This window comes from Nocardia sp. NPDC058497, assembly GCF_042720195.1.
In the GTDB taxonomy this organism is placed as follows: domain Bacteria; phylum Actinomycetota; class Actinomycetes; order Mycobacteriales; family Mycobacteriaceae; genus Nocardia.
In genome coordinates, this window is the sequence record NZ_JBHXMY010000020.1 from 10,532 (window position 1) to 25,505 (window position 14,974).

Here is a 14,974-nt window from a genome sequence, read left to right on the forward strand (position 1 = left end):
GTGATCTGCGACCCGTAAAGTCGTGTGCAGAACTACGCAAGAAGTCGCGGCACACCCCGGTGGGCCGTGCAAGGAGCACACGTGTCACTCGATCAGCCACTGGCCCCGCTTCCCCAGGAGGGCATGGGTTTCGCCGCGGCGTGGCCCGTCCGGGCTGGCGACGTGGATCCCTATCAGCGGCTGCGCCTCGACGCGGTGGCGCGCTATCTGCAGGACATCTCCTGGGACGAACTCCAGCAGACGACATTGCATCGCACCGACCCCACCTGGATCGTGCGCCGCACCGTCATCGATGTCATCCGGCCGGTCACCTGGCCCGATCAGGTGCGCCTGACCCGCTGGTGCTCGAGCATGTCGACCCGCTGGACGAACATGCGCACCCGGATCACCAGCGACGGCGGCGGTCTGATCGAGACCGAGGGCTTCTGGATCAACCTCAGCGAATCGAGCAACCTGCCCGCCCGGATCAGCGACGAGGGCCTCGCCTACCTGGCCCGATCCACCGACGAGCACCGGCTGCGCTGGCGGCCCTACCTCACCGATCCGGCCCCGCGCGAGTCCGAGACCGATCTGCCCTTCCCGGTGCGCGCGACCGATATCGACCAGTTCAACCACGTCAACCACACCTGCTACTGGCAGGCCGTCGAGCAGTTCCTGGTCGACTACCCGAAGCTCGTCGCCGGACCGCATCGCGCGGTGATCGAGTACGTGGCGCCGGTGCTGGCTCGCGAGCACATCACCGTGCGCGGCCGATACGAGCCGGGCGACCGGAACGGTCAGCAAGTGCTGCGGCTGTGGTTCGTCGTCGGCGGCACGACCACCACCGTCGTGCGGATCATGCCGCTGCCGGAATAGCCCCGGCCCCTTTCCGGGCCGGGGCGCTCCGTTAGCCCTTCGCCGCTTTGAGCAGGTCGGCGCGGGTGGTGAACTTGACGCGCGGCCTGCCCGCCGCCTTGCCTGCGGACTTCTCGGCCTGGTCGATGGTCTTCCAGCCCTTGCGGTCGACCAGATCCGGCTGCCGCTCGGCGAGCAGCGCCTGCAGCGCGGCCCGGTCACCGGTCGGCGCGGTGAGCTTGCCCGCGATGAAGTCGGCGATCACGGCTTCCACGGTCTCCTCGGCGTCGACCCGGTTGGAGCCGATCACACCGCGCGGCCCGCGCTTGATCCAGCCGGACACGTACACGCCAGGCACCGGCTCGGTCGCTTCGATGACCCGGCCGTGCTCGCTGGGCACGATGCCGCGCCGCTCGTCGAACGGCAGGCCGGCGACGGGCACGCCGCGATAACCGATCGAGCGCAGTACCAGTCCGGTGCCGAGCGTCTCGGTGCGGTCGGTGGCGGTGGCCACCAATTGCCCGTTCTCCTCGGTCAATTCGTTGTGCGCGAATTCGATCGAGGTGACCTGGTCGTCGCCGTGCACCGCGGTCGGGGTCGTCAGGTAGCGGAAGGCGATCCGCTTGCGCGACGGATCGGGCTGCGCGGTCGAGTACTCCTGGGCGAGCTGGTACTTCAGCCGCAGCGACGGCTCGATGTTCGGGTCGTCGAGAATGGCGCGGCTGTGCGGGTCCAGCTCCAGGTCGGCCGGGTCGACCTCGACGTCTACGCCCTTCAGATGCGTCAGCGCCAGGAACTCCGGCGTGCTGTAGGCGGCCTGCAGCGGGCCGCGCCTGCCGAGGATCACCACCTCGCGGATATTGCTGCGGCGCAACGCGTCCAGCGCGTGGTCGGCGATGTCGGTCTTGGCGAGCTCGTCCGGGTCGACGGTGAGCACGCGGGCGACATCGAGCGCGACGTTGCCGTTGCCGACGATCACCGCGCGCTCGCCGGACAGGTCGAATTCGCGGTCGGCGAAGTCGGGGTGTCCGTTGTACCAGGCGACGAACTCGGTGGCCGAGTGGCTGCCGGGCAGGTCCTCGCCGGGCACGCCGAGCTTGCGATCGCTGGACGCGCCGACGGCGTAGATCACCGCGTGGTGGTGGTCGAGCAGCTCCTGGTGATCGATGTGCTCACCCACCTCGACGTTGAGGTAGTACTGCAGCGTGTCGCGGCGGAAGGCCGACTCGAACATGTTCGCCACGCCCTTGGTGCCCGCGTGGTCGGGTGCGACGCCCGCGCGCACCAGACCCCACGGGGTCGGCAGGCGGTCGAACATCTCGACCTCGACATCGCTGCGCCGGAGCAGTTCGTCGGCGGCGTAGCAGGCCGCCGGGCCCGCGCCGACGATCGCGACGCGCAGGGTCCCCAGATCCTTGGGCGGACGCGTCGGCGTCGCCAGCGGATCGAAGTTCGACTCCAGCGGGTGGCGCTGGAAGTAGGCGGCGTTGATCTCGCGATACCTGGCCAGCGAGGCGAGCAGGTCGTCCTCGGAGAAGATGGCGTCCACCGGGCAGGCGTCGACACAGGCGCCGCAGTCGATGCAGGTGTCGGGGTCGATGTACAGCATCTCCGCCGTGGCGAACTCCGGCTGATCCGGAGTCGGGCGAATGCAGTCGACCGGGCACTCGGTGACGCAGCTGGCGTCGTTGCAACAACGCTGCGTGATGACGTAGGCCATAGGTGCAGATCCTCGAAATATGTGGTCGGTGGCTCGAGACGCCCTCCGCGGCGGGCCCGCGGCGGGTGTGCCACGAACACGTCTACGGTGACGTAGCTTTCAGTGTGCCTCGAGTGTGACCGCGACCTCACCCGCGGTCGGGATTACGGTTGTTCCATGGCGGCGACCCTCATCCTGATGCGGCACGGAAAATCGGCCTACCCCGAGGGTGTAGGCGATCACGCCCGCCCGCTGGCACCGCGCGGACAGCGGGAAGCGGCGCTGGCGGGCGAGTGGCTGCGCACCACCCAGCCGCCCATCGACGCGGTCCGCTGCTCGACCGCGACACGCACCAGGCAGACCCTCGCGGCCACCGGCATCGCCGCGCCGGTGGAGTACACCGACGACATCTACGAGGCCAGCCCGCACACGCTGATCGAGCTGATCCAGCTCACCGACGACGCGATCGAGACCCTGCTCGTCGTCGGGCACGTGCCCGGAATACCGTGGACCGCGTGGGAACTGGCGGCCAACCGCGAGTCCGATCAGGCGACCGAGCTCAGCCGCAAGTTCCCGACCTCGGCGCTGGCCGTGCTCGAGTTCGACCGCCCGTGGGCGCAGCTGGACCCCGGTTCGGGCGAACTCACGTATTTTCATGTCCCACGCTGAGTCCGGGCAGGCTACTCGAGCAGCTTGCCGCCGACGACGACGCCGACAGCCAGTAGCGCGAGCAGCACCAAGGCGACGAAGCCGTTCGTCAGCGCCCACACCACGCCGAGTACCAACACCACCGGGGCCACCGCGATCGCGGTGATCACGGGGCTCTCTTTGACCGTCTCCCAGGCCGAGCGGGCCCTGATCCGGTCGATGTCCTTACCTGCCATGTGATCCACACTACGTTTCTGTCGGTCTCCGGTGCCATGCTCAACGGCATGGATTGGAAAATCGAACTCGTTGCCATCCCGGTCACCGACGTCGATCGGGCCAAGGACTTCTACACCAGTATCGGCTTCAACGCCGATCACGACCACACTCCGAGCCCGGACATCCGCTTCGTCCAGCTCACCCCGCCCGGCTCCGGCTGCTCGATCTGCATCGGCCGCGGCTTGACCAGTGCCGCCCCCGGCAGCGTCGAAGGCATGCAGATGGTCGTGCCCAGCGCGCAGCAGGCCTACGACCAGCTCGTCGCCGCGGGTGTCGAGGCCAGCCCGGTGCAGGACATGGGCTGGGGGCTGTTCACCTTCTTCAAGGATCCCGACGGCAATCAGTGGGCCGTCCAGGAGCTGCCGAAGTACAACTGAGTTCGTTCGTCCCGCGAGAATAGGTCTTGCTTGGAGTGCACTCCAGGTGGATAGCGTCGGTGGGGTTCCACGGGAAGGGACGAGCACGATGGATCAGGACGCGGCTCTGCGCACCAACACTCTGCGCACCAACAGCGGAGACGACGATCGGGAGCGCCCGAAATACTCGATCGGCGAGGTCGCCGGGCGATCGGGTCTCAGTCGCGACACCCTGCGCTGGTACGAGCGGATCGGGCTGATGGGCTACATCGGCCGCGACCACACCGGCAACCGCCGCTTCAGCGATCGCGACCTGGAGTGGCTGGCGCTGATCGGCCGGTTACGGCTGACCGGCATGCCGGTCGCCGACATGATCCGCTACGCCGAACTGGTGCGGGCGGGCGAACACACCTACCCCGAGCGGCTGGCGATGTTCCGGCAGACCAGATCCGACGTGCTCGACAAGATCGCGGAACTCCAGCAGACCGTGGCCGTCCTCGACTACAAGATCGCCATCTACGAAGGCCGATCCGAGGTCGACCGGCCGGCCACGCTCACCGCGTACACGAGCGAAGGAACCGAAGCATGAGCACCACCGCGACACTGCCCACCGTCACCCTCGGCACCGACGGCCCCGTGGTCGGCACGCAGGGCCTCGGCTGCATGGGCATCAGCGAGTTCTACGGCGACAGCGACCTGACCGAATCGCGGGCCACCCTCGATCACGCGCTCGAACTCGGCGTCACCCTGTTCGACACCGCCGATGTCTACGGCTCGGGCCACAACGAGGAATTCCTCGCCGACTTCGTCCGCGCCAACCGGGAGAACCTGGTGATCGCCACCAAGTTCGGCATGGTCCGCAAGGCCGACGACCCGGCCTTCCGCGGCTTCGACAACTCCCCCGCCTACATCCACGCCTGCGTCGACGCCAGCCTGCGCAGGCTCGGCATCGACACCATCGACCTGTACTACATGCACCGCCGCGACCCGGCCGTGCCGATCGAGGACACCGTGGGCACGCTGGCCGAACTCGTCGCGGCGGGCAAGGTGCGCACGCTGGGCCTGTCCGAGGTGACCGGTGCCGAACTGCGCGCCGCGCACGCGGTGCACCCGATCGCGGCGCTGCAGTCGGAGTGGTCGCTGTTCTCCCGCGATGTGGAGCGCACCGCGGTACCCGCCGCGGCCGAACTCGGCGTGGCCTTCGTGCCGTACTCGCCGCTGGGCCGCGGCTTCCTCACCGGCGCCTTCCGTACCGCGAACGATCTGGGCGACAAGGACTTCCGTCAGTTCCAGCCCCGGTTCACCGGCGACAACGCCGAGCACAATGCCGAGCTGCTCGCCCCGCTGGCCGCGATCGCCGCGGCACACGGGATCACCCAGGCCCAGGCCGCGCTGGCGTGGGTGCACGCCCGCGCCGAGGTGCACGGTCTCGCGGTGGTGCCGATCCCCGGCACCCGTAAGCGCAGCAGGCTGGCCGAGAACGTCGCGGCGGCCACGGTGCGCCTCACCGCCGAGGAGCTGGCCACTCTGGAACCGATCGCCGGCCAGGTGGCGGGCAACCGGTACGCCGACATGTCTTTCACCTCGGCGGGCCGGGAGTAGCGGCCGCCGCGCCGCGGTCCGACTGGCCGCGGCGCGCGGGCTAGCATCGGTGATCGTCTGGATCACCGTCGCGATCGGTGCGTTCAACCGCGTATCGATCCTGAGCGCGCACCTTGTTCCGGTGCGGAAGGAGCGCAACAAGATGTCCGATACCACCCCCGCCGCGCAGCCCGCTTCGACCGAGCCCGAACGCCGGGTGACGCGCAATGCGGAGAAGGACCGCTACGACGTGTTCTACGACGGTGAACTGGCCGGATTCGCCGAGTACATCGAGCGCGACAACGACACCGACTTCGTGCACACCGAGATCGACGACGCCTTCGCGGGCAAGGGCCTGGGCAGTGTGCTCGCCCGCCACGCCGTCGAGGACGTGATCGCGCGCGATCGCACCATCACCGCGCACTGCCAGTTCATTCGCGGCTACCTCGACAAGCACCCCGAGTACGACGCGCACGTGGTGGGCAAGGGCATCGTGCCGTGAGCGACCTGGAGGCCGATCCCGCCGAGGCGCTGTGTGAGCCGTCGCCGAGTCCGGGACCGATCACCGAGCTGTACCCCGCCAGGGAGGTACCGCTCGGCGGCGTCCGCGGGGTGTACGTGGAACGCACACTGCCGCAACGTGATCTGCCGACCGTCGGCGCGTGGTGTTTTCTCGACCGGTTCGGTTCGCCGACCGTCACGCGGACCGGGGCCTCCCCCGACATCCTTCCCCACCCGCATATCGGGTTGCAGACGGTGACCTGGCCGTTCGACGGCCGGATCCGGCATCGCGATTCGGTGGGCTCCGATGTCGAGATCGAGCCGGGTCAGCTGAACCTGATGACCTCGGGTCGCGGCATCGCGCATTCGGAGTTCGGGGTTCCCGGCGCGCACGCGGGCAACGGCCTGCAGCTGTGGATCGCCTTGCCCGGCACCGCGACCGGCGTCGACCCGCATTTCGAGCAGCATCGCGAACTGCCCGTCTACGAGGAGCCGGGGCTGCGGGCCACTGTCCTGATCGGCTCGCTGGGCGGGGTCACCTCACCGGCGAAGGCCTACACCCCGATCGTGGGGGCCGACATCGTGCTCGATCCCGGCGCCGTGGTGCGGCTGCCGCTGGAACGCGCCTTCGAGCACGCGGTGCTGGTGATCGAGGGCAGTGTCGAGGTCGACGGCACCGAACTCACCCCGGGCCCGCTACTGTACCTGGGCACCGACCGCGCCGAGCTGCTCCTGGAGAGCACCGACGGTGCGCACTTCGCGCTGATCGGTGGCGAACCGTTCGCCGAGGAACTGGTGATGTGGTGGAACTTCGTCGGCCGTAGCCACGACGAGATCGTCGCGGCCCGCGAGGCTTGGGAAGCCCACGACACCAGCCGTTTCGGCGAGATCCTCGGGCACGGGCCCGGGGAGCGGATTCCCGCGCCACCGCTACCACCGCTGCGGCTGAAGCCACGCAAGCGAGCCACCGGCTGCACCCACCGTTGATCCGGCACCGCCTTCCCCGCGGCGCCGGATCACTCGGTACTCAGCGGCCTTCGGCGAGCAGGGCATCGAGGGCGCGGTAGCTGTCGTTGAGGCCGTCTTCCATGCCGGAGGCGAGCATGCCCGCGCATTCGTCGGCGGTGTGGAAGATGCTGTCGGTGACGACCCTGGTGCGGCCGTTGCCGAGGTCGACGAAGGTCGTCGAGTCGATCGAGATGTGCGCGGGCATGCCGTCCCATTCGAAGGACTGCACGATCTTCTCCTTAGGAGTGATCTCGCGGAATCGGCCCTCGAAACCGTAGGACTCGTCGCCCTCGTGCTCGACGAAGCGCCAGTGCCCGCCCTTGCGGAATTCCCAGCGCTCGACGTCGACCACGTGGCCGCGGCCCCACCACCGCGAGAGCTGCTCGATCCGGCTGTAGGCGTTCCACACCCGGTCCAGCGGTGCGTCGAAATCGCGTTCGATGTGGACTTCGCGGTCCGAGGTCGAGGTGATGACCGCGTTGTTGGTGGTTGTGCTCATTGCTCTGGCTCCGATCGTTGCAGGAATTCGCCGAGACGGTCCATCCGGGCTTCGAGCATCTGCCGATAACCCTGCATCCAGGCCACCTCCCGATCGAAGACGTGCTCGCCGATCCGGCAGTACCGGACCCGCCCACGCTTCTCGGTGACCACCATGCCCGCGTCCTCGAGCAACCCGATGTGCTTCTTGATGCCGGTCAGGGTCATCTCGAACCGCTCGGCCAACTCGCTGATACTCGCGGGCCCACGACCGAGGTGCTCGAGTATTCCCCGCCGAGTGGGGTCCGCGAGCGCCCCGAACGAGGCATCCAGGAAGTCATACTGAACCATCTAGTTCAGTATTGCGCGCGCGGCGGCGGGTGTCAAGAGTCGCCGGCACTCTCCGAAAACCCTTGATCCGCCCCGGGTTTACTACTACGCTTTGTCGTAGACAACGACTTCCGAGGGGGAATTCATGGACAAGACCACCTGCTGCATCGTCGGTGGCGGACCGGCCGGAATGATGACCGGGTTGTTGCTGGCCAGGGCAGGCGTCGAGGTCACCGTGCTCGAGAAACACGGGGATTTTCTGCGGGACTTCCGGGGCGACACGGTGCATCCGTCGACGGTGCGGTTGCTCGACGAGCTCGGGCTCGGGGACGAGTTCGCCGCGATCCCGCAGTCGAAAGTGACGCGGATGTGCATGTACGCGGGTGATCGGACCGTGGTCGCCGCTGATCTGGGCCGGATTCCGGGTAGGTACCGGCATATCGCGATGGTGCCGCAGTGGGATTTCCTCGACCTGCTCGCGCGGGCCGCGGCGCAGGAGCCGAATTTCACGCTGCGGATGAATTCACCGGTCGTCGGGCTGATCCGGGACGACGACACCGTCGGCGGCGTGCGTTACCGCGATGCCGACGCCGCAGAGCACGAGTTGCGGGCAGATCTCGTGATCGCCTGCGACGGGCGCGATTCCGTTGCCCGCGAGGCAGCTGGACTGCGTCAGCGCAGGGAAGACGTGCCGATGGACATGTGGTTCTTCCGTGTTCCCAAAGCGGCGGACGACCCTGGTGGCGCCGTGCAGGTGCGGTTCACCAGCGGCAATTCCGCGATAACCATCGACCGCGGGGATTACTACCAGACCGGCTACATCATCGAAAAGGGTTGCGACGCAACACTGCGCGCGGAACACGACGTGCAGTGGCTGCGTGATCGCCTGGCCGAACTCTTCGATTGGCCCACCGAGACGACGGCGACGATCCGGTCCTGGGACGACGTGAAGTTGCTCGAGGTGACCGTCGGCATGCTCGACCGGTGGCATGTGCCCGGCCTGCTGTGTATCGGCGATGCCGCGCACACCATGTCGCCGGTCGGTGGGGTCGGCGTCAACCTTGCCGTGCAGGATGCCGTCGCGGCCGCGCGCATCCTGGCGCGACCGCTGCTCGACCGCGTCGTACAAACCGCCGACCTGGAGAAGGTGCAGCGCAGGCGGATGCTGCCCGCGAGCTTCACCCAGCGGGCCCAGCGCGGCGAACACGACCTGCTCATCGCGCCCGCGCTGCGGGGCACGCTACACACGGCGCCGCTGCCGTTGCGCGTCGTCGATGCCGTACCGACGCTCGCCGGACTCGTCGCCTACCTCGGCGGCATCGGCATCCGCCCGGAACACGCACCGGATTTCGCTCGCCGCCCACCGATCGGGGCGGAGCGGCCTGCCACGACCCGCTGACCGCGTGGAACTGCCTCGGCGACCGGACCGAGGGGTCGACGGCGTCCCTGTGATCCTCGTGACGCCGGCGCCGAGCGGCCTCGCGACAACTTCTCGAAAACTTCTCCAGCGGTTAGGTTTGCCGCGATGAACGGGACGAATCGGTCCCGGGTTGATTTCAGCGGGAGGCTTACGGGATGGAGTTCGGCACTGTGGTCGGGGCGGCTTTGCTGGCAGTGGGAGTTACCTTGGCCGGCACGGGAGCAGGCGCCGCCGAGCCCGGACCCGTCGGCACCCAGCCCGGCGTCACGCCGCTGCCTGCGCAGCCCACCGAATCGGTCCCGGCGGGCACCCAGCCCGGCATCACGCCGCTGCCCGCCTTGCGCAGCGTCGACAGGGGCGTGAACTACCAGGTCGGCGTGTCCGAGGATCGGCGTGCCGCGGTGACGACGCTCGACGCGGGACAGTTCCAGCTCGTGCACGACGCGAAGGTCGTCACGGTCACCGATGCCTCCGGCGCGGTGATCGCCGCGCTGCCGATGGTCGTGCGCCTCGGTGAGCACTCCGTGCCGCTCACCCCCGCGATCGACGAGTCGGGCACCCGCCTGACGCTCACCCCGGTCGGCGAGGCCGATGCGCCGGTGCGCGAGATCAGCGCCCAGGAGCGGTTCTACGCCGAGACGCAGCGCCTGCAGCCGCAGATCATCCAGGGCGCGGCGATCGGGGCCGCCATCGGCTTCGTTCTCGGCTTCCCGCTCGGACTGTTCGTCCTCGACTTCATCACCGTCCCGGTCGCGACCGTGGCGGGTGCCGCGATCGGCGCGATGGCCGGGTACGCGATGGCGGGCGGACAGCCGGCGATCGATACCGCGATCGCCTACGTCACCGGGGCGCCCTGAGCGCTGAGTAGCACCATCACCCTCCGCTACCGTGGTCAGGAAGAAGCTCCGCGCGTTGTGAGTGGGTGGTGAGAGACGTGTTCGACCCGCTGGCCGATATCGATCGGGCCTTGGCCGAGCAGGCCGGATGGACGTGGTTCGACGATTACCTGCTGTACACGTGTGGGGTAGCCGAGCTGATCGCGAGTGGGCGGGTCGCGCAGATCCCGTCCACCGCGACGCGGGTCCGGCTGGAGCCCGGCGAGACCTGCCTGGCCGACGGCGGAGTCCAGTGGTTCATCTGGCGTGGTGCCGGGGACGGTCGGTGGTCGCGGGGCCGGGTGCGCGCCGACGGGCAGACGCCGCTCGGCGCGGTCGCGCACCTGGGCAATGGGGTGCGCAACGAGACCAGGCGGTCGCGCGCCGAGGCGGCGGCGCAACCGCGATGGATCGCCGAACGGCCGGGGTCGGCGATGATCTCGAATCGGCGGATTCACCTGGCGAATCCGGAGCGGTCGTTCTCGCTGTACTGGTCGGCGCTGGAGAGTGTCGACCTCACCGCACCCGACCTGGTCGGCTGCCGGTTCCCTGACCGCAACGGCACCATGCAGCAACTGCAGATCCGCAGTGCGTGGGCGCCGCTGATCTTCGTCACCGCGGCGCTGCAGCACTTTCCGCATCATCCGCTGCTGCGGACCGGGACGTGGCTGCCCGCAGGCTTCGAGGACAAGTGTCACCTGGCTGGCAAGAAGTGCCCGAAGGTGCGCGGGCTCTAGCGTTGCCGCGCCCGGTAGGCCGCGACGGCATTGCGGTTGCCGCAGGCGGTGCTGCAATAGCGGCGGGAACGGTTGCGCGACAGGTCTAGAACCAGGCCTTCGCAGGTGTCGTCGGCGCAGATCGACAGGCGGCTGAGGTCGTCGGCGCGGATCAGGTCGATCATCGCCATGGCGGTCTCGACGGCGATGCGGACCGGTAGCGGGGCCTCGGGCGGCACGGCGTGGACGTGGTAGTCGACATCGCCGTGCCGGACCAATTGCGGGACAGCGCGGTGCTCGGCGAGGGTCTCGTTCACCAGGGTGACCGCGGTGTCGCGGTCGCTCATCAGCATGCGGCGCAGCGAGGCGCGTAAGGCCCGCACGGCGGCCAGTTCCGCGGCGTCGCCGGTGTGCACGCCGGTGTAGACGTGCCGGTCGAAGAACTCGTCGAGCTGCGCTGTCTCGGTCAGCGTGTCGGGGTCTTCGGCGGAGTTGACCAGTTCGACCGCCGCCAGCAGCGCCGCCTCGGTGTCATGAGCGAAAACCACATTGACATATTACCGCAGGCTCCTTACCGTCATTAGTCATGGCGACTTTGACGCATGACAGCGCGAACCGGATGCGGTCCGGGCTGCTGCTCGCGCTGGCCTCCGCCACCTCGTTCGGCCTGTCCGGCCCGCTCGCGCGCGGACTGATGAACGCGGGGTGGAGCGCGGCATCCGTCGTCGCCGCGCGCGTGCTGCTGGCCGGAGTCGTGCTGCTGCCGCTGGCGATCCCCCAGCTGCGCGGCAACTGGAACCTGGTGCGCGCCAACGCGAAACTCATCACCGCGTACGGACTGGTCGCCGTGGCGGGTACGCAGCTCGCCTACTTCAACGCCGTCGCGCACATGGCGGTCGGCGCCGCGCTGCTCATCGAGTACACCGCGCCGATCGCCGTCGTCGGCTGGCTGTGGGTGCGCCACCGGCAGCAACCCGGCACGGCGACCGTCGCAGGCGCGATTCTCGGCATCACCGGCTTGCTGCTGGTCCTCGACGTGGCATCAGGCCTGTCCACCGATCCGATCGGCATCGTCTGGGCCCTGGCCGCAATGGTCGGCGCCGCAGCGTATTTCGTCCTCTCCGCCCAAGGCGTCGACCTCCCCGGCACCGTCCTCGCCGCAGGCGGCCTGCTCATCGGCGGCGTCACCTTGCTCCTGGCAGGCGTGGCAGGAATCGTCCCCCTGCACGCCACCACCAACCCGGTCGTCTTCGCCGACTTCACCACCCCCTGGTGGACCCCCGTCCTGCTCATCGGCATAGTCACCGCCGCCATCGCCTACGTCACCGGCATCGCCGCCACCCGCCGCCTCGGCTCCCGCCTGGCCTCCTTCGTAGCCCTCACCGAGGTCCTCGCCGCCCTCCTGTTCGCCTGGGCCCTACTCGGCGAAGCCCCCCGCCCGATCCAATTACTCGGCGGCGCACTGATTCTCATCGGCGTCATCACCGTCCGCCTCGGCGAACCCGAAACAGTCACAGTCGGCGATCCCGACGCGCAGACCGCCACCGCCAACTGACCACAAATTGCGCCGGCAAGACATAAGTTGTGACTTATAGCGAAGGAGGGACGATGACTGGCGCACGTAATTGGCGTGAGGTGAAGGAAGAAGCCCACCGGTTGCATCCGGAGCTGGCCGACCCAGAGATTCAGGCGGCGGCCGCGGCACAGCTGGATGGCAGAATCGCCGGCCACCATCTCGAGGAACTCCGCCAAACGATCGGCAAAACGCAGGCCGAACTTGCCGCCGCCCTCGGTGTCAGTCAGGCACGGATCTCGCAGATCGAGAACGGCGACCTCGCCGCCATGGAACTCGACACCCTCCGCGCCTACGCCCGCGCACTCGGCGGACACGTCGACATCAGCGTCAGCGTCGGGCCGCACACGATCAAGGTGGCCTGACCGCCGCGGCGACCACGCACGCTGTCGACTGCGCGGGAGCCCGCCACTAAACCACCTCCGGCCTGAGCTTCGTAGGCCCGACCCCGCTGAAACACAGGGTCAGTTGCGGCGGACAAAGCTCCGCCGAGCAGTCGGCAACCCGACTCGAGCTACCGAGTGTCGACGTATTCCGCTTCTGTGATTGTCAGCGCGGTGCCGGGCATCGCGATCGTCAGCAGCCCTGTATCGGCGTCCCAGGAGGTGCGGGTGTCGTGCGCCGGGTAGGGGACGTCGTAGATCAATCCACGATTGGGTGAGGTACCGACGACGATCTGGTACTCGGTGCTCAACAGCCCCGGCGTTGTGCGGTGGTACACGCAGTGCAGGATGCTGCGCTGTTCGCTGCAACCCAGGACAACCTGCTCGGACATCACCGTGACTGCGCCGCGATAGGCCGTGAATACAACTGCGATCACACCGATCACCGCCAGCGCGGCGACGACCGTCTGAGACTTCACATGGCGACTGTACGCATAGTTCGGTGGAACCACCCGGGAGAAAGCCGCGCTCCGGCTCGGGGGCCGAAATCTGTTGCCTGGCTATAACTTAGCGGTAGTCGCTGAAGCCGCAGTTGTCCAGCGGCACTGCTGCGCCGGTGGCAGTACCGAAGCTGTCCGGCGAGTAGTACCTGTCGTCGTAGGACGGCACCGCGTACGCGGCGGTTCGACGCCTCGAACTCGGCGCGCTCGGTGAACGAACCGGGCAGGAACTCGTTCGCACCAGAATCGATGATCGTCACGCGACGCAGCATCTTGGCGCACAATGACCTCGATGTGCTTGTCGTGGATCGACACGCCCTGCGAGCGGTCACCATCGGCCTCCTACGCAGAGGACATTTCCAGTGAGGGAGGTCTTCTTCCCTCTCCCCCACCAGTCCATAGCTGCAGGTGTGCGTCAGCGAACACACCGCCACGCGGCGCCTCCATCCCGCGCAACCACACCTCCGGCAAGTGCAACTCACTTGGATCTCGAAAGCCGGCCACCTCGGCGATGACACGGATTGTCTGATCCGCCAGCTGCAAGAACACGGCGAAGGCCTCGCGGGCATTGGTGGTATTCACCGTCTTGCCAGTTCGCGCATCTGAGGGGACAACCCAGTCATCCAGCTGCGGAAACCCCTGATGTACGAGCTTGTTTCGCACATCGATCCAAAAGTCGACGAACTCGGCTAAGTCATCTGCTTGGACAGCAAGCAATCTGGCCGACACAGCGTACCGCAGCGATCCGGTCCCAACTACCCCAAAGACAGCGAGCCATGGTCCGAAACCAGCACCCGCCCGGCTACCGTCGCCGGAGACCTTAAGGAACGACGTTGATGTAGTCGAGCCCCGCAGTGCGAACCGCACGGAAGTGGTGGTCAGCCGTGGCAATGTCACGAACTTGCAGTCGCTCCGCGACGGCGATCAATGAGGCATCAGCCGCACCGAGCGGGAAGCTTGCGAACTGCTTCATCAGTTCGACGATGCGGGCCGCGTCGCCGGGTTCGAACTCCTCGCCGAACACGCCGTTACGCACCGTCTCCATGAACTGGATCTCAGCCTGCGCACCTGCATATTTCTGCAGCAGATAGGTCACTTCAGCAACAATGTAGGGCGTCACGATGAATTCGTCGGTTCGCGAGGACAAGAACGCCTTCATTTCAGCATGGCGTTTATCCTTGCGATTCATCACGGCGACAAGCACATTCGCGTCAACGATCAGGGTCACTGCGCATCGAACAATTCGTCGTCCATACGCTCGCTGAGGTCTTCCGGCCCGTCAAAAGTGGGCAGGGCCGCCAGTCGGTCAGGCGTACCGGACTTGACCAGGCGCAGCAATGCCTCGCGGGCCGCCGGGGCGGTCTCGGGTCGTAGCTGCTCGACCAACCGGTGTAGCTCGGGGTAGTGGTCATAGGCCGCGGTCATGAGTCCCACGATACCGAACCACCGCGGTCATCGGAACGACGAACGCCCCCCACCAAAAAGGAGCGGGGCGGTCGGGTTACTGCCAAGCGGTAGTCGCTGAAGCCGTAGTCGTCCAGCGGCACTGCGGCGCCGGTGGTGGTGCCGAAGGTGTCCGGCGAGTAGTAGGTGTCGTCGTAGGACGGCACCGCGTACGCGGCGGCACGGGCTTCTTCGGTCGGCTGCACCTGGATGTTGCGGTAGCGGTTGATACCGGTACCGGCCGGGATGAGCTTACCGATGATGACGTTCTCCTTGAGGCCGATCAGGGAGTCGGACTTGGCGTTGATCGCCGCGTCCGTCAGAACCCTGGTCGTCTCCAGGAAGGACGCCGCC

Annotated in this window: 21 protein-coding genes and 2 pseudogenes; 12 read left to right on the forward strand and 11 right to left on the reverse strand. The window is 67.6% G+C overall.

Annotation, left to right across the window (positions count from 1 at the left end):
* Nucleotides 1-81 precede the first annotated feature (81 nt).
* Nucleotides 82-855 (forward strand): acyl-[acyl-carrier-protein] thioesterase, encoded by a 774-nt coding sequence (locus ACFWPJ_RS02935; RefSeq protein ID WP_378846326.1) that lies wholly within the window; start codon nt 82-84, stop codon nt 853-855.
* A gap of 31 nt (nt 856-886) precedes the next feature.
* Here ACFWPJ_RS02935 and ACFWPJ_RS02940 read toward each other — a convergent pair whose 3' ends face one another.
* Nucleotides 887-2,554 carry an FAD-dependent oxidoreductase gene (locus tag ACFWPJ_RS02940; protein WP_378846328.1) on the reverse strand — a complete coding sequence of 556 codons (1,668 nt, stop codon included), beginning with the start codon at nt 2,552-2,554 and terminating at the stop codon, nt 887-889.
* Nucleotides 2,555-2,710: 156 nt separating this feature from the next.
* On the opposite strand from ACFWPJ_RS02940, the gene ACFWPJ_RS02945 reads away from it, so the two are divergent.
* A complete protein-coding gene (locus tag ACFWPJ_RS02945; RefSeq protein ID WP_378846331.1) occupies nt 2,711-3,202 on the forward strand; it encodes a SixA phosphatase family protein in 492 nt (163 codons plus the stop codon).
* Between the two features lie 11 nt (nt 3,203-3,213).
* Here ACFWPJ_RS02945 and ACFWPJ_RS02950 read toward each other — a convergent pair whose 3' ends face one another.
* Complete coding sequence (locus ACFWPJ_RS02950; protein WP_378846334.1) at nt 3,214-3,417, reverse strand: hypothetical protein; 204 nt, start codon at nt 3,415-3,417, stop codon at nt 3,214-3,216.
* A gap of 48 nt (nt 3,418-3,465) precedes the next feature.
* On the opposite strand from ACFWPJ_RS02950, the gene ACFWPJ_RS02955 reads away from it, so the two are divergent.
* The 5 genes from ACFWPJ_RS02955 (at nt 3,466) to ACFWPJ_RS02975 (ending at nt 6,882) form a co-directional block, all read left to right on the forward strand.
* Nucleotides 3,466-3,834, forward strand: coding sequence for a VOC family protein (locus tag ACFWPJ_RS02955; RefSeq protein ID WP_378846337.1), 369 nt, complete (start codon nt 3,466-3,468; stop codon nt 3,832-3,834).
* A gap of 88 nt (nt 3,835-3,922) precedes the next feature.
* Complete coding sequence (locus ACFWPJ_RS02960) at nt 3,923-4,402, forward strand: MerR family transcriptional regulator (RefSeq protein ID WP_378846340.1); 480 nt, start codon at nt 3,923-3,925, stop codon at nt 4,400-4,402.
* Nucleotides 4,399-5,415, forward strand: a complete 1,017-nt coding sequence (locus tag ACFWPJ_RS02965; RefSeq protein WP_378846343.1) for an aldo/keto reductase — start codon at nt 4,399-4,401, stop codon at nt 5,413-5,415. The genes ACFWPJ_RS02960 and ACFWPJ_RS02965 overlap by 4 nt, the downstream gene beginning before the upstream one ends.
* A gap of 49 nt (nt 5,416-5,464) precedes the next feature.
* A complete protein-coding gene (locus ACFWPJ_RS02970; protein ID WP_378846345.1) occupies nt 5,465-5,896 on the forward strand; it encodes a GNAT family N-acetyltransferase in 432 nt (143 codons plus the stop codon).
* A complete protein-coding gene (locus ACFWPJ_RS02975) occupies nt 5,893-6,882 on the forward strand; it encodes a pirin family protein (RefSeq protein ID WP_378846348.1) in 990 nt (329 codons plus the stop codon). The genes ACFWPJ_RS02970 and ACFWPJ_RS02975 overlap by 4 nt, the downstream gene beginning before the upstream one ends.
* 40 nt (nt 6,883-6,922) lie before the next feature.
* Here ACFWPJ_RS02975 and ACFWPJ_RS02980 read toward each other — a convergent pair whose 3' ends face one another.
* Both ACFWPJ_RS02980 and ACFWPJ_RS02985 read right to left on the reverse strand, forming a co-directional pair.
* Nucleotides 6,923-7,402 (reverse strand): SRPBCC family protein, encoded by a 480-nt coding sequence (locus tag ACFWPJ_RS02980; RefSeq protein ID WP_378846351.1) that lies wholly within the window; start codon nt 7,400-7,402, stop codon nt 6,923-6,925.
* Complete coding sequence (locus ACFWPJ_RS02985; RefSeq protein WP_378846353.1) at nt 7,399-7,731, reverse strand: ArsR/SmtB family transcription factor; 333 nt, start codon at nt 7,729-7,731, stop codon at nt 7,399-7,401. The genes ACFWPJ_RS02980 and ACFWPJ_RS02985 overlap by 4 nt, the downstream gene beginning before the upstream one ends.
* A gap of 124 nt (nt 7,732-7,855) precedes the next feature.
* Here ACFWPJ_RS02985 and ACFWPJ_RS02990 point away from each other — a divergent pair, with 124 nt between their 5' ends.
* The 3 genes from ACFWPJ_RS02990 (at nt 7,856) to ACFWPJ_RS03000 (ending at nt 10,742) form a co-directional block, all read left to right on the forward strand.
* Complete coding sequence (locus ACFWPJ_RS02990; RefSeq protein WP_378846356.1) at nt 7,856-9,109, forward strand: FAD-dependent oxidoreductase; 1,254 nt, start codon at nt 7,856-7,858, stop codon at nt 9,107-9,109.
* Nucleotides 9,110-9,285: 176 nt separating this feature from the next.
* Entirely contained in the window at nt 9,286-9,987 is a 702-nt protein-coding gene (locus ACFWPJ_RS02995) for a hypothetical protein (RefSeq protein WP_378846359.1), read from the forward strand.
* Nucleotides 9,988-10,055: 68 nt separating this feature from the next.
* The gene (locus ACFWPJ_RS03000; protein ID WP_378846361.1) at nt 10,056-10,742 is read left to right on the forward strand and encodes a hypothetical protein; all 687 of its coding nucleotides are present in this window, start codon (nt 10,056-10,058) and stop codon (nt 10,740-10,742) included.
* On the opposite strand, the gene ACFWPJ_RS03005 is transcribed toward ACFWPJ_RS03000, so the two are convergent.
* Complete coding sequence (locus ACFWPJ_RS03005) at nt 10,739-11,269, reverse strand: CGNR zinc finger domain-containing protein (protein WP_378846363.1); 531 nt, start codon at nt 11,267-11,269, stop codon at nt 10,739-10,741. The genes ACFWPJ_RS03000 and ACFWPJ_RS03005 overlap by 4 nt on opposite strands.
* Nucleotides 11,270-11,307: 38 nt before the next feature.
* Between ACFWPJ_RS03005 and ACFWPJ_RS03010 the strand changes: the two genes are divergently transcribed.
* Nucleotides 11,308-12,276, forward strand: a complete 969-nt coding sequence (locus ACFWPJ_RS03010) for a DMT family transporter (protein ID WP_378846366.1) — start codon at nt 11,308-11,310, stop codon at nt 12,274-12,276.
* A gap of 53 nt (nt 12,277-12,329) precedes the next feature.
* Nucleotides 12,330-12,659 carry a helix-turn-helix domain-containing protein gene (locus ACFWPJ_RS03015; protein WP_378846368.1) on the forward strand — a complete coding sequence of 110 codons (330 nt, stop codon included), beginning with the start codon at nt 12,330-12,332 and terminating at the stop codon, nt 12,657-12,659.
* 149 nt (nt 12,660-12,808) lie between these two features.
* On the opposite strand, the gene ACFWPJ_RS03020 is transcribed toward ACFWPJ_RS03015, so the two are convergent.
* From ACFWPJ_RS03020 to ACFWPJ_RS03045, 6 genes and pseudogenes are all read right to left on the reverse strand, one after another.
* Nucleotides 12,809-13,156 carry a hypothetical protein gene (locus ACFWPJ_RS03020; protein WP_378846371.1) on the reverse strand — a complete coding sequence of 116 codons (348 nt, stop codon included), beginning with the start codon at nt 13,154-13,156 and terminating at the stop codon, nt 12,809-12,811.
* An 88-nt stretch (nt 13,157-13,244) separates the two neighbouring features.
* A pseudogene (locus tag ACFWPJ_RS03025) lies at nt 13,245-13,504 on the reverse strand (hypothetical protein); the annotation flags it as partial.
* 15 nt (nt 13,505-13,519) lie between these two features.
* Entirely contained in the window at nt 13,520-13,906 is a 387-nt protein-coding gene (locus tag ACFWPJ_RS03030; RefSeq protein WP_378846374.1) for a hypothetical protein, read from the reverse strand.
* 91 nt (nt 13,907-13,997) lie between these two features.
* Nucleotides 13,998-14,405 carry a type II toxin-antitoxin system VapC family toxin gene (locus tag ACFWPJ_RS03035; protein ID WP_378846377.1) on the reverse strand — a complete coding sequence of 136 codons (408 nt, stop codon included), beginning with the start codon at nt 14,403-14,405 and terminating at the stop codon, nt 13,998-14,000.
* The gene (locus ACFWPJ_RS03040) at nt 14,402-14,602 is read right to left on the reverse strand and encodes a hypothetical protein (protein WP_378846379.1); all 201 of its coding nucleotides are present in this window, start codon (nt 14,600-14,602) and stop codon (nt 14,402-14,404) included. Before ACFWPJ_RS03040 ends, ACFWPJ_RS03035 begins: the two co-directional genes overlap by 4 nt.
* An 86-nt stretch (nt 14,603-14,688) precedes the next feature.
* Nucleotides 14,689-14,974, reverse strand: a pseudogene (locus ACFWPJ_RS03045) (hypothetical protein); the annotation flags it as partial.